Origin of the sequence: Haloarchaeobius caseinilyticus (assembly GCF_051207395.1) — an archaeon.
In the GTDB taxonomy this organism is placed as follows: domain Archaea; phylum Halobacteriota; class Halobacteria; order Halobacteriales; family Natrialbaceae; genus Haloarchaeobius.
The window spans coordinates 639253-651359 of sequence record NZ_JBPJZC010000001.1 but is presented as its reverse complement, the minus strand read 5'-3'; the positions used below and the strand labels follow the sequence as shown (position 1 = coordinate 651359).

Annotated in this window: 13 protein-coding genes and 1 pseudogene; 8 read left to right on the top strand and 6 right to left on the bottom strand. The window is 63.9% G+C overall.

Going from position 1 to position 12107, the window contains the following annotated elements; translation table 11 throughout:
- Positions 1-27 precede the first annotated feature (27 nt).
- From ACSC1P_RS03520 to ACSC1P_RS03505, 4 genes are all read left to right on the top strand, one after another.
- Entirely contained in the window at positions 28-519 is a 492-nt protein-coding gene (locus tag ACSC1P_RS03520; protein ID WP_435358745.1) for a hypothetical protein, read from the top strand.
- A gap of 80 nt (positions 520-599) precedes the next feature.
- Complete coding sequence (locus ACSC1P_RS03515) at positions 600-1064, top strand: MOSC domain-containing protein (protein WP_435358744.1); 465 nt, start codon at positions 600-602, stop codon at positions 1062-1064.
- Positions 1065-1104: 40 nt separating this feature from the next.
- Positions 1105-1560 (top strand): thioredoxin-dependent thiol peroxidase, encoded by a 456-nt coding sequence (gene bcp / locus ACSC1P_RS03510; RefSeq protein ID WP_435358743.1) that lies wholly within the window; start codon positions 1105-1107, stop codon positions 1558-1560.
- Positions 1561-1676: 116 nt separating this feature from the next.
- Positions 1677-4061 (top strand): amino acid permease, encoded by a 2385-nt coding sequence (locus ACSC1P_RS03505; protein ID WP_435358742.1) that lies wholly within the window; start codon positions 1677-1679, stop codon positions 4059-4061.
- 93 nt (positions 4062-4154) lie between these two features.
- Here ACSC1P_RS03505 and ACSC1P_RS03500 read toward each other — a convergent pair whose 3' ends face one another.
- Positions 4155-6419, bottom strand: a complete 2265-nt coding sequence (locus ACSC1P_RS03500; RefSeq protein WP_435358741.1) for a CDC48 family AAA ATPase — start codon at positions 6417-6419, stop codon at positions 4155-4157.
- Positions 6416-6664, bottom strand: coding sequence for a DUF7127 family protein (locus tag ACSC1P_RS03495; RefSeq protein WP_435358740.1), 249 nt, complete (start codon positions 6662-6664; stop codon positions 6416-6418). Before ACSC1P_RS03495 ends, ACSC1P_RS03500 begins: the two co-directional genes overlap by 4 nt.
- A 146-nt stretch (positions 6665-6810) precedes the next feature.
- Between ACSC1P_RS03495 and ACSC1P_RS03490 the strand changes: the two genes are divergently transcribed.
- The gene (locus ACSC1P_RS03490; RefSeq protein ID WP_435358739.1) at positions 6811-7590 is read left to right on the top strand and encodes an alpha/beta fold hydrolase; all 780 of its coding nucleotides are present in this window, start codon (positions 6811-6813) and stop codon (positions 7588-7590) included.
- A gap of 36 nt (positions 7591-7626) precedes the next feature.
- Here ACSC1P_RS03490 and panB read toward each other — a convergent pair whose 3' ends face one another.
- Complete coding sequence (gene panB, locus ACSC1P_RS03485) at positions 7627-8439, bottom strand: 3-methyl-2-oxobutanoate hydroxymethyltransferase (RefSeq protein ID WP_435358738.1); 813 nt, start codon at positions 8437-8439, stop codon at positions 7627-7629.
- 111 nt (positions 8440-8550) lie between these two features.
- Between panB and ACSC1P_RS03480 the strand changes: the two genes are divergently transcribed.
- Positions 8551-8859 (top strand): DUF5822 domain-containing protein, encoded by a 309-nt coding sequence (locus ACSC1P_RS03480; protein ID WP_435358737.1) that lies wholly within the window; start codon positions 8551-8553, stop codon positions 8857-8859.
- Positions 8860-8948: 89 nt separating this feature from the next.
- Here ACSC1P_RS03480 and ACSC1P_RS03475 read toward each other — a convergent pair whose 3' ends face one another.
- Both ACSC1P_RS03475 and ACSC1P_RS03470 read right to left on the bottom strand, forming a co-directional pair.
- On the bottom strand, positions 8949-9434 hold the full coding sequence (locus ACSC1P_RS03475) for a hypothetical protein (RefSeq protein WP_435358736.1): 486 nt from the start codon (positions 9432-9434) through the stop codon (positions 8949-8951).
- A gap of 302 nt (positions 9435-9736) precedes the next feature.
- Complete coding sequence (locus tag ACSC1P_RS03470) at positions 9737-10264, bottom strand: HAD family hydrolase (protein WP_435358735.1); 528 nt, start codon at positions 10262-10264, stop codon at positions 9737-9739.
- Positions 10265-10376: 112 nt separating this feature from the next.
- On the opposite strand from ACSC1P_RS03470, the gene ACSC1P_RS03465 reads away from it, so the two are divergent.
- Positions 10377-10526 carry a hypothetical protein gene (locus tag ACSC1P_RS03465; RefSeq protein ID WP_435358734.1) on the top strand — a complete coding sequence of 50 codons (150 nt, stop codon included), beginning with the start codon at positions 10377-10379 and terminating at the stop codon, positions 10524-10526.
- A pseudogene (gene cysE, locus ACSC1P_RS03460) lies at positions 10526-11035 on the top strand (serine O-acetyltransferase); the annotation flags it as partial. The gene ACSC1P_RS03465 and the pseudogene cysE, both read left to right, overlap by 1 nt.
- A 210-nt stretch (positions 11036-11245) precedes the next feature.
- Here the strand turns inward: cysE and ACSC1P_RS03455 are convergent.
- Positions 11246-12076, bottom strand: coding sequence for a hypothetical protein (locus ACSC1P_RS03455; RefSeq protein WP_435358733.1), 831 nt, complete (start codon positions 12074-12076; stop codon positions 11246-11248).
- Between the last annotated feature and the right edge of the window lie 31 nt (positions 12077-12107).

The window sequence follows — 12107 nt, the reverse complement described above, 5'->3', positions numbered from 1 at the left end:
ATTTCTGCTGACCAGTTATTGCGGTGTATGGATAGTCCGGGACCGACCAGAGGTCGGTCTGACACCGAGATATCTACCCTCGCTGTGGAGGACGACGAACACGTCACGTACGACGACGAGGAGGACGCCGTTCGGTACGTCGCGCACTGGATGGGGCCCGCCGACGACCCTGCCAACGCTCGATTCGTGACGGAACCGTTCGAGCAGTGGAGCCGAACTCGGTGTCTGGACGCCGCTGGCGGTGCTGCTGCCGAGCACGTGAACGAGGTATTAGCGACGAGTGTTGCGACCGGTGGCATCTCCACCGCCCGGCGGTCACCGGACGGCCCGGACGCGGTGGTGAGCGTCTGCGCCGGGTCGGTCCTGGCCGATGGCACCTGGACTGACGACGTCGAGTTCGATTTCGACGACTTGTGCGACGCCACACCGCGAACGGTCCGGGTGACGTATCGACTCGGTGAGCAGGTGCGGGAGATGACCGTCCCAGTCTACGCCGAATTCTGGTACATCGCCGAGTGAGTTCGGCCGACGGCCGACAGGCAGGGCCGTCAGTCACAGTAGTAGATTCTTTCTTGGTCTCCCTGTGCGAAGGTCGAGACATGACTGGCACAGTAGACGCCATCCACCTCGCAGCCGAGTCCGGCGACCCGGTCGAAGCAGTCGACTCCGTCGAGGCCGTCGCCGAGAAGGGACTCCGCGGCGACCGCTACTTCGACGAATCTGGGACGTTCTCGGACGGAACACCACGAGGAATCACGCTCATCGAGGCCGAGGCTATCGAAGGCGCGGAACGCGACTACGGGACGACCCTCGACGCGGGCGAACACCGCCGGAACGTGACGACGCGCGGAATCGCGCTGAACCACCTCGTCGACCGCGAGTTCCGCGTCGGCGACGCGGTCTGTCGTGGCGTCGAGTTGTGCGAACCGTGTTCGTACCTCGAATCGCTCACCGGCGAGGGTGTCGCGTCGTCGCTGGTCCACCGCGGCGGCCTGCGTGCGACCGTCGTTGAGTCGGGGACCATCCGGGCGGGTGATTCGGTCGAACCGGCTGAGTCGACGTAGAAACGAAATCCCCTTTATCGCGGCTTCCCTCCCGCCGTCTATGCTCGACATCGGCGCGGATGCACCCGACTTCGAACTGCTCGACCAACACGGCGAGACGGTCTCGCTCTCGGATTACGAGGGCCAGCGAGTCGTCCTCTACTTTTACCCCCGTGCGAACACCCCGGGCTGTACGACCCAGGCGTGCTCGTTCCGCGACAACTGGGACGCCTACGAGGAGCGTGACATCGCGGTCCTCGGCGTGAGCGACGACCCGGTCGACGACCTCACGACGTTCGAGGACGACCACGACCTGCCCATCACGCTGCTCTCGGACGAGAACGGCGAAGTGTCGACGCTGTACGAGTCCTACGGCGAGAAGCGGATGTTCGGGAACACCTTCGACGGTGTGTTCCGCAACACGTACGTCGTCGGTGAGGACGGCACCATCGAACTCTCGTACGAAGGCGTCGACCCCGAGGAACACGCAGAGACGATTCTGGCAGACCTCGACTGACGGCTGACAGACCTCGGCTGCCGCAGCTATTCTGTCGAATTCGGGATTTTCGACGGGTCTGTAGACCAATTCACTTCGCCTGTTGATTCTCCCGTGTCGGTCCTGAACCGACGAGTATGGTAGAGCGCACACGATCACTCGGCTTCTGGACTGCCTTCGCGATGGGTCTCGGGACGATGATCGCGGCTGGCATCTTCTCGTTGTCTGGGCAGGCGGTCCACGACGTCGGGTCGAGCGCCGTCATCGCGTTCGTTCTCGCGGCACTCGTCGCCGGTATCACGGCGGCGTCGTACTCCGAATTCGCGTCCATCTACGCACAGAACGGTGGTGGCTATCTGTTCACCGCCGAAACGTTCGACAGCGACCGACTCGCCTTCGCCGTCGGTGCCTCGCTCTTTCTCGGCTACACCGGGACGACGGCGTTCTATCTGGCCACGATGGACCACTGGGTCCGCAAGTTCATCTTGCCCGGGCTCGGCCTCCCACACGGCCTCGTGGGCATCCTCACCGCGGTCGCCCTCGGGGCACTGAACGCTGGCGGGACCGAGGAAAGTGGGACGTTTCAAGTCGCCGTAACGGCTCTGAAAGTCGTCGTCTTACTCGTGTTCGTCGGCGGTGCGCTCCAATTCGCCGGCGTGATTCCCGCCTTCGGTGAGTTCACTGGGAGCTTCCAGTCGAAGCCGGTGACCATCGTCTCGACCGCCGGGACGGCGTTCATCACGTTCTTCGGGTTCTCCGCTATCGCTGCCAGTGCGGGGGAGATAATCGAACCGCGCAAGAACGTCCCGAAGGCCATCGCCGCGAGTATGGTCACGGTGACGGTCCTCTACGCACTCGTCATCGTCGCGCTGGTGAACACGCCACAGGGCGCACAGCAGGCGCTCACGCAGGGTGAGACTGCGATGGGCACCGTCGCCAAGGCGTTCCTCGGTCCCATCGGCCAGTGGGTCATCGTCGCCGGGGCGGTGTTCTCGATGGTCTCCGCGTCGAACGCGAGCATCCTCGCGGGGAGCGGTATCGGCTACCTGATGGGCAGACGCGGCCACGGCCCGCGGAAGCTCTCCCGCGTCGACCCAGAGTACGAGACACCCTTGTACGCGGTCGCCGCGGTCACGGGGGCCATCGTCGCCCTCATCGGGGTGTTCATGCTGGTCCTCGGCGAGGGTGGCATCCTCCACGTCGGCCTCGCCGGCTTGACCAACTTCGCGACGCTCAACCTGCTCGCCCCGCTCGCCGTGGTGAACGTCGCACTGCTGTACTCTCGTCGTCGCTCTCCAGAGAAAGAACGCCCGTTCGAGGTCCCCTTCGGGTCGGTACTGCCCATCGTCGGTGCGGTCGCGAACATCGCGCTCGTCGGCTTCCTCGCAGTCAAGGGCATGACCTTCGGGTCTGCACCTGAGGGCGCGCAGTTCGTCCTCGACGTCGCTGGGACCACGGTCGGGGTCATGCCGGCCGCGCTCGGCCTCGTTGCCGGTCTCGTCGTCGAGGTCGCTGTCGTGGCGCTGTTCCTCGCGTGGGGTGGCCGCGATGACGTGGACGACCTCGTGACGGAAGTCGAGACGACCGTGACGTCGTCCGCATCCTCCGAGACGACCGACGCACCCGACACGTCTGCGGTCGTCGACGGCGAGGGTGCAGCAGACCGGTTCACCGTCCTCGTCCCGCTCGCCCGCTTCCACAACGCTCCGCGCTTCGGCCGCGTCGCGGCACGCCTCGGTCGACTCGCGGACACCGGCGCACAGCCACACGTCCGGTTCCTGACCGTGACGAAGGTGCCCGAACAGACGCCGACCGACGCTGTCGACGAAGTGGCCGCGAAACGCGTCGACCGACTCGTCGAGACACTCGACGACGCTGGCCTCGACGTCTCCTACTCGGTCGAGGGTCACGTCTCGCGCGACCTCGGGTTCGACATCGTGACGACTGCACGCGAGGGCAGCGTCGACCGTATCCTGATGGGCTACCCGGAGGACAACCCACACATCGCCGAGACCGTCGAGTACGACGCCCCGTGTGACACCCTGTTCATGAACGGGAACCTCGCCGAACCGACGTTCGAGACGCTGGTCGTCGGTGCCGGGAGTGGCCCACACCACGAGGCGATGCTGCCGACGGCCGCCGCCCTCGCAGCACAGGGGACCGAGGTCCACGTCGTCACCGTCCAGCCATCGGACGACGGGACGAAAGAGGGCGCAGCCGAGACACTGGCTGCCTTCGACGACGACGCGAACGTCCACCACCACGAGGTCACGTCCTCCGACGTAGCCACCTCGCTCGTGGTCATCGCCGAAGAACACGACGCCGCGTTGCTCGTCGGCGCCTCACGGACCAGACGGCTCCGTCGCTGGGTGTTCGGCAGCACGCCAGACCGCGTGATGGCCAGCGCGACCGACTCCGACGTACCGGTCCTCGTCTACACCAGCGAAACTGGCGTCGCGGACCGGTTCGAGGAGTGGACGTTCCCGGCGTATCGGTACCTGCGCCGGGCCGTGTCGGGATGAGGACGCGAGACGGCGACGGTCGCCACTCACGGGACTGTCAAAACAGGGTTTTCGCGAAAATATCGCTGTGGTGCCGTGCAGGCAGACGCCCGCTTACTGGAACGTCCGACCCATGTCGCGGTCGTCGATCTCCGGGGCTTCGCGGCCGAAGCGCTGTTCGATTTCGTCGTAGCGCTGTTTCGTCTCCTCGGTCACGCTCGGCTGGACCTCGTCCAGTGCGTGCTTGAAGTGGTCCTTGGTGATGCGGACGTTGCCGACCGATTCGTTCATCTCCTCGGGCTTCACCGAGTTGATGAACTCGCGGGTGGCGGCGAGCGACGCCTCGCGGCAGACGGCCTGCACGTCCGCGCCGACGTAGCCTTCGGTCTTCTTCGCCAGCCACTCGAGGTCCACGTCGTCGGCCAGCGGCTTGTTCCGCGTGTGGACTTCGAAGATTTTCGCACGGCCGTCTTCGTCCGGCACCGGGACGTGGACGTGGCGGTCCAGTCGACCGGGGCGCAGGAGCGCCGAGTCGATGAGGTCCGGCCGGTTCGTCGTCGCGATGACGACCACGTCTTCTAAGTCTTCGAGGCCGTCGAGTTCGGTCAGCAGTTGCGAGACGACTCGCTCGCCGACGCCGGAGTCACCGGAGTGGCGACCCCGTTCCGTGGCGATGGAGTCGATTTCGTCGAAGAAGATGACCGTCGGGGCGTTCGAGCGCGCCTTGTCGAACACCTCACGGACACCCTTCTCGGACTCGCCGACGAACTTGTTGAGCAGCTCCGGCCCCTTGATGGAGATGAAGTTGCTGTTCGCTTCGTTGGCGACTGCTTTCGCCAGCAGCGTCTTCCCCGTGCCCGGCGGGCCGTACATCAGCACGCCGCGGGCCGCTTCGAGGTCCATCTCGCGGAAGATATCGGGGTAGTCGAGCGGCCACTGGATGGTCTCGCGGAGGCGTTCTTTCGTGTCGTTGAGGCCACCGACGTCGTTCCACGTCACGTCGGGGACTTCGACGAACACCTCACGCATGGCCGACGGCTTCACCGATTTCATCGCGTCCTTGAAGTCGGACTCGGTGACCTTCAGGCCCTCCAGCACTTCCGCGTCGATTTCGTCCTGTTCGAGGTCGAGTTCGGGACGGATACGCCGGAGGGCGTTCATCGCGGCTTCCTTGGCCAGCGACTCGATGTCGGCCCCGACGAACCCGTGGGTGTTCTCGGCGTACTGGTCCAAGTCCACGCTGTCCGACAGCGGCATGGCCCGCGTGTGGACCTGCATGATTTCGAGGCGGCCGTCCTTGTCCGGGACGCCGATCTCGATTTCGCGGTCGAACCGGCCACCACGGCGGAGTGCCGGGTCTAAGGCGTCGACGCGGTTGGTCGCGGCGATGACCGTGACCTGTCCGCGTTCTTCGAGGCCGTCCATCAGCGAGAGGAGCTGTGCGACGACGCGGCGTTCCACGTCACCGGAGGCTTCCCCGCGCTTGCTCGCGATGGAGTCGATTTCGTCGATGAAGACGATGGCCGGCTGGTTCTCCTCGGCCTCCTCGAACACCTCGCGGAGCTGTTCTTCGGACTCGCCATAGTACTTCGACATGATCTCCGGCCCGGAGATGGTGGCGAAGTGGGCGTCGATTTCGTTGGCGACGGCCTTCGCGATGAGCGTCTTCCCGGTGCCCGGCGGGCCGTGCAGGAGCACACCCTTCGGCGGCTCGATGCCGAGTTGCTTGAACAGTTCCGGGTGGCGCATCGGCAACTCGATCATCTCACGGACCTGTTCGAGTTCGCCGTCGAGGCCACCGATGTCCTCGTAGCTGATGCTGGGGACGCCATCGCGGCCCGCGCCAGTTGGTCCCGCAATCTGCTCTGCAGGCTTCTCGGATATCTGTATCTCCGTCGAGTCGGTGATGATGACCGTGCCAGATGGGCTGGTCGCAGCGACCTTCAGCGGGACGGACTGGCCGCTGCCAGCCATCGGCCCGAACGAGAGCGAGAACGGGACGGTCTGGCCGCTCTTGACGGCCTGTCCGCTCAGTTTGTCACGGACGAGCGGCCCGATGTTCCCCCGAATGCGGAGGTTCTGGGGTAGTGCGACCGTGACGCTCTGGGCCTGTTTCACGTCGGCCTTCTCGACCGACACGCGGTCGTCGATACCGACGTTCGCCTGCTGGCGGAGTCGGCCATCGATTCGGATGACGTGCTGGCCCTGGTCCTCTGGGTAGCCGGGCCAGACGCGCGCGACGGCCGACGCGTCACCCTTGCCCGAAATCTGGATGTGGTCACCGTTTTCGAGCTCCAGTTCCTGCATCGATGCGCGGTCGATGGCCGCGAGGCCACGACCGGCGTCCTTCTGTTTGAGTGGTTTGACGGTGAGCTTCATTCGTCGACCTCTACTTCGATGGTGAGGACCCCGTTTTTGATAAACGCTTGCGCGGGGCCGGGCACTTCTATCTCGAACTGGTCACTGTCGCCGGTCGGGACGACGATGACCGTGTCGCCGACGACGTCCACGGTCGCTGCCGGTCCCAGCATCGAGCCGAGGTCTGCGGCGACGACGTGCTTCCCGTCGTAGGCGTAGTGGCGAACGAACGACTCGCTCCCCGAAACAAATTCTTGTAAGTGCATGCTAATCCTAACCACAGGTTAGTGCTCTCAGTATAAAAATCTTCCGGCAGCAGAATCACCCGACTGCGGCGGGTTTTGCTGTCTTAGGTCGAACTGCGGTTCACACAGACTTAGCCTTTATGCCACACACGCCCGAACCCTGAGATATGCAGACGGTGGCACATCATGGGCGGGAGACGGCGTACGAGGTATACGACCGCGGTGGCGACGGGGCACCGGTGCTGTTCGTCCACGGCAGCGGTGGGACGGGTGGACTCTGGAAGTCACAGGCGCGACTGGGTGACGAGCGGCCAGTCGTCGCCCTCGACCTCAGCGGTCACGGCGAGAGTGACGACTTCGACGCCGATTGGGGCTTCGAGACACTGTCGGCGTACGCGGACGACGTGTTGGCAGTCGCCGAGGCGACCGACAGCGAGTTCTTCGTCGGCAACTCGCTGGGTGGAGCAGTCGTGCTACACATCCTGCTCGAACGTGACTACGACCCGGCAGGGGTGGTCCTCAACGGAACCGGTGCGAAACTCGCCGTCCTCGACGACCTTCGGGACTGGTTGGCCAGCGACTTCGACCGGGCCATCGAGTTCCTCCACGGACCGGACCGACTGTTCCACGACCCGGACCCGGCACTCGTCGAGATGTCTAAGGAAGGCATGCGCGCCTGTGGCCGGGCCGTCACCGAGCGCGATTTCTGCTCGTGTCACACCTTCGACGTGCGAGGCGACCTCGGCAGCGTCGCCACGCCGACGCTCTGTCTCGTCGGCGAGCACGACCACCTCACACCGCCGCACTACCACGAATATCTGGTCGACAACATCGAAGGGGCCTCGATGACGGTCCTCGACGACGCGGCTCACCTGGCGATGCTCGAACAGCCAGATGCGTTCAACGAAGCTGTTGCTGGGTTCTGTGACGACGTAGAAGCAAGGTAGCGGCCGAAGAAATCAGACGAAACAGCCGATGCCCACTCAGTAGATCCCGTCCAGTTCTTCTTCGACGTGGCCGTGTTCCGGCATGGGGAACTCGCCAGCTTCGACCGCGTCACGGTAGGCACCGATTGCGTCGCGTATCTCCTCGCGTACGTTGCCGAACTCGTGGACGAACGACGGCGTCCAGTCCGAGAGCCCGACGGCGTCGTCGACGACGAGGACCTGTCCGTCACAGTCCGGGCCAGCGCCGATGCCGATGGTCGGGATGTCGAGTTCTTCGGTAATCATTGCCGCCACGTTCGACGGGACGTGTTCGAGGACGAGCGAGAACGCGCCAGCCTCCTCGTGTTCTTTGGCCAGTTCGAGCATCGTCGCGGCGGCCTCCTCGGAGGTGCCCTGCCGGGCGTAGCCGAGTTGGTTCACGCGCTGCGGGGTCAGGCCGAGGTGGGCCATCACGGGAATACCGAGTTGGACCATCGTCTCGGTCAACTCGACGGTGTGCGGGCCGGACTCGATTTTCACTGCGTGTGCGCCGCACTCCTTGAGCATCCGACCGGCGTTCTCGATGCTCGTCTTCTCGTCGTGCCCGTAGCTGAGGAAGGGCATGTCGGCGACGACCAACGCGTCGTCGACTGCACGTGAGACCGCGGTGGTGTGACTCGCCATCTGGTCGACCGTCACCGGGAGGGTCGAATCGTGCCCGAGGACCGTGTTGCCGACGCTGTCGCCGACGAGAATCACGTCGATTCCCTGCTCGTCGACGAGTTCGGCTGTCACCGCGTCGTAGGCGGTTAGCATGGTAATCGGCTCGTTGCCCGCCTTCGATTGCACGTCGCGCACCGTGGTTCGCATGGGGCCTAGTTGCTGGTCGGGTGCCTTACGAGTGCCGGAAGAGCGACGGACTGGGCAGCCAGTCGTGCCCGAATCAGCAATCATTACGTGCTGGAAGCCGGAGTAACTGCCGTGACCGAAGCAGGGGACGACGAGGCGAACGCGGCGCGGTCGCCAGCCCACGCGGCGGAAATCGGCGAATCGACCGCCGACGCGGACGAGACAGATTACGCGTGGGTGATGCAGACGACGTTCGTCGTCACCATCCTCGTCGGCGCACCCGTCGTCACCCTGCTCTCGCTCCCGTTCGACCTCGTGACGTGGAACGCGCGAGCGAACTTCGCCATCCGTATTGGGGCGGTTATCTGGTTCCTGACCGCCATCTGCGTGCTGGTCTACGAGAAGCGATATCGGGACGAGACGACGGCGGCAGCAGAATAAGACTGTTCGAAGTTCTCACCACACCCCCAACACTCATTCTGGAAGAAACACCGAGAAAGAATTTACTGTATTGTGGCTGTTCTGGGGAATTATTCCATTTCTGATGAGAGCGTATCCAACATATTTTCCATCATATGAATTTGTGTGGCTTCTCCAGATATTTCTAGCCGATGGAGGTCATTTACGCACTCCAAACCTGTGTGGTATACTTCTTGGCAAAATTCTTCAACTGAAAGGATATACCCGTGGGCAGACTCTATCTTTGGAAATGACGTAGGTTTGTCATCGTACGTACATTTTCTTCTGTACGAGATTCGGATGTTCTCAATATTTAGTGGTTCGACCGAGAACCAAAATTTCAAACTATGGAGTAAAATTCGCTTTTCTGAGTATATTGGAACCTCTCTTTTTGCCAGATCAATAGCTGCCTCAATAAATCCCCAGAGATCAAGGTTTACTAGCTCCCCGACATACTCCGGATGCCAAGGCCTCCACTCAATTGACTCCTCGTGGACCTGCTGGTTGAGACGGTCCCCATGTATTAGTACTCGAACTCCTCCCCGTAAGTCGCTCATTGTATTCGGTTGGTTGTCCTTCAACGTATAGTCCAATATGAACGACATTATTTGGGTGGTTTCTGGGGCGAGAGAGTATAGATTTGCTGTTTTTTAGACGTCTTAGATGGGACAGGTAGAACGTTCGAGAGTTCGTCGAACAGTCAGGCGTCTTCGAGGATGTCGCCGACGGTGATGAAGCCTCCAACCGTCTGTATCGTTCCATACGCCATCCGCTGGTACCGAAATCTTCGCGTGCATGAAGTATCAAGCAGGGGCCGATCCGAGATAACTCACTACCTACCGGCGAAAACCCGAATCGCTCACACCCACTCGAACCCGGTTCCGGCCCGCTCCGCCGTCTCCGCATCTCGCTCTGTATCACCGACGAAACAGATAGCCGACGGCTCGAAGCCTGCCCCGAGACCGCGAATCGCCGTCAACAGCGGCTCTGGATGGGGCTTGTACGTCGCGAGCGTGTCGCGGCCGACGACGGCCCGGACGTAGTCGTCGAGGCCGTGGGCTTCGAGCGCGAGGCGGACCGACTGCTCACAGTTGACCGAACAGACGGCGACCGGCCGCGATTCCGAGACGAGTTCGTCCGCGTGCGGGAGCCGACGTGACGAACGCGCACCCTCGCACTCGTGGCGGGCGATGGCATCCTCGACGGGGTCGGTCAGCCCGAAGTCTGGTGCGTCCTCGAACAGGGCCCACAGGTCACGCTCGCCGGGGTCGTGGCCCGCTCGCTCGTACACGGCGAGTACGTCCTCGCGGACCAGTCCCCAGTCCACGTCGAGGCGGACGAGCGTCCCGTCGAGGTCGTACACCAGTCCGTCGTACTGGCTGTTCACGTGCGAACAGACGGCACGGCAGCGATTGAGTGTATCGCTTTCGTGGGTACCAGTCGGTGACTCCACTACCGAAACCGCGCCCTTTTTCCTCGTTGCGAGCGCATTTTTGGGTATGACGGGTACCGTCACTGCCAGTGGGAGCGCACTCGACCAGACGACGTCTCGGTCGGCCTGTTGCTGCCACGGTGGCGGGACCTGCTGGAGCGGTGGCGGCGGCGACTTCCGAGTCCGAACCACGCGCGCCACCGAGGTGACCAACTGATGCTTCGCGGATTCCGCGAAGACGTCCGTGCGGTCCTCGACCGCGACCCGGCCGCCCGCAGCGCGCTGGAAGTCGCGACCTGTTACGCTGGCCTGCACGCCGCGTGGGCACATCGCCTCTCGCACGCGCTGTGGAACCGAGGCCACCATCTCTCGGCGCGTGTCCTCTCGCAGTTCGTCCGATTCATGACCGGCGTCGAGATTCACCCCGGCGCGACGCTCGGCCGCCGCGTCGTCATCGACCACGGCATGGGTGTCGTCATCGGTGAGACGGCCGAAGTCGGCGACGACGTGCACATGTACCACGGCGTGACGCTCGGCGGGAACTCGCCTCGCCCGGAAAAGCGCCACCCGACGGTCGGCGACCGCGTCGTCATCGGCGCGAACGCGACCCTCCTCGGCGACATCACCATCGGGGACGACGCCCGCGTCGGCGCGGGTGCGGTCCTCACCGAAGACGTCCCGCCGGGCGTGACGGTCACGGGTATCCCGGCCAAGCCAGTCGGCGAGGCCGCGATGACGGAGAGCGAAGAAGCAGAGATAGACGAAACCGCCAGCGAAGATACCGACTCAGATGGCGCAGTCGAGTCGACGGCCACCGACGACGATGGGCGAGACGTGACCGGTCTCGACGGCGTCGTCGGCGAGTCTGAGAGCGTCGAAGCGGACGACTGAACGGACAACTGACCGAGTCCGTTTTGTGGATTTTCGCGGTGCAGTTCACCCACTGAGCGATAGCGACCCATCTGTCCCCTCGCCGCGGTCACAGCGCGGGGCCGTCACGACGAATTCGCCGTCTCTGAGCCGAAGGCTCGCGTCTGCCGCCGTGATGGGAAACGGTGTCCCAACGCAGGTGGCGTACTCTTCGCGGTCGACGCCGTTTTCGCCGACCGTCTCGCCCAACACCCACACACAGATTGCCCCGTTCTCGATGCTGAAGGCGTGATGCGTCTGCGCCGTCTCGGGTTGTGGCACGGTCAGCCGAACCGCTTCGCTCGTCGCGTCGAGCCTCGCCTTGCCGGTCACTCGCTTCCGAGCGAGAAAGGCCCGCTCGCGAAGTGAGGCGGCCGCCGGAATCACCGTGCCGGCCAGCAGTCCGCCGCCACTGAGTCGTTCCAGTCTGTACGACGGCGAACTGTCCGGTGGCGACGGCGCACCTGCTCGGTCTTCGTGGACGAACCGGTCGCCCTCGCGCCGAAACGTCGCCTCTTGGGCCACGAAAGACTCGGGGTCGAACGATTCCGGGTCACACCGGCGAAGGACGGGCCGAACGATTCGCACGCCGGCCGCCCCAGTCAGGTCGTGGACGGCCACGCGAGCACACGCGAGGGTGACCGGTTGGTCGAGCGTCGAGCTGGCTTCGAGCGTCTCGTTCGTCTCGTCGCCGGCGTGGAGCGTTCTGGTTACCTCGCAGCCAGACTCCGGGTCGTCGTGCGGGTCGATTCCGAGCGTCACCGCCGTCACCTCCCCGATGGCCGTCCCCGGCCGAAACGTGAGTCCCTCCGGCGACACTGTCGCGTCGCCCGGTGGACCGTCGTCGAGTGTGGACATGGCCCTTCCTTCCGTGCCCTGTGGCTTGGAT

Bases quoted from the DNA above. Each gene is read 5' to 3' on its own strand.
- ACSC1P_RS03455 (WP_435358733.1), bottom strand. From the start codon at position 12,076: ATGTCCACACTCGACGACGGTCCACCGGGCGACGCGACAGTGTCGCCG.
- panB (WP_435358738.1), bottom strand. From the start codon at position 8,439: ATGCGAACCACGGTGCGCGACGTGCAATCGAAGGCGGGCAACGAGCCG.
- ACSC1P_RS03500 (WP_435358741.1), bottom strand. From the start codon at position 6,419: ATGAAGCTCACCGTCAAACCACTCAAACAGAAGGACGCCGGTCGTGGC.
- ACSC1P_RS03505 (WP_435358742.1), top strand. From the start codon at position 1,677: ATGGTAGAGCGCACACGATCACTCGGCTTCTGGACTGCCTTCGCGATG.
- ACSC1P_RS03475 (WP_435358736.1), bottom strand. From the start codon at position 9,434: ATGAGCGACTTACGGGGAGGAGTTCGAGTACTAATACATGGGGACCGT.
- ACSC1P_RS03520 (WP_435358745.1), top strand. From the start codon at position 28: ATGGATAGTCCGGGACCGACCAGAGGTCGGTCTGACACCGAGATATCT.
- ACSC1P_RS03495 (WP_435358740.1), bottom strand. From the start codon at position 6,664: ATGCACTTACAAGAATTTGTTTCGGGGAGCGAGTCGTTCGTTCGCCAC.
- ACSC1P_RS03515 (WP_435358744.1), top strand. From the start codon at position 600: ATGACTGGCACAGTAGACGCCATCCACCTCGCAGCCGAGTCCGGCGAC.
- ACSC1P_RS03490 (WP_435358739.1), top strand. From the start codon at position 6,811: ATGCAGACGGTGGCACATCATGGGCGGGAGACGGCGTACGAGGTATAC.
- bcp (WP_435358743.1), top strand. From the start codon at position 1,105: ATGCTCGACATCGGCGCGGATGCACCCGACTTCGAACTGCTCGACCAA.
- ACSC1P_RS03465 (WP_435358734.1), top strand. From the start codon at position 10,377: ATGACGGGTACCGTCACTGCCAGTGGGAGCGCACTCGACCAGACGACG.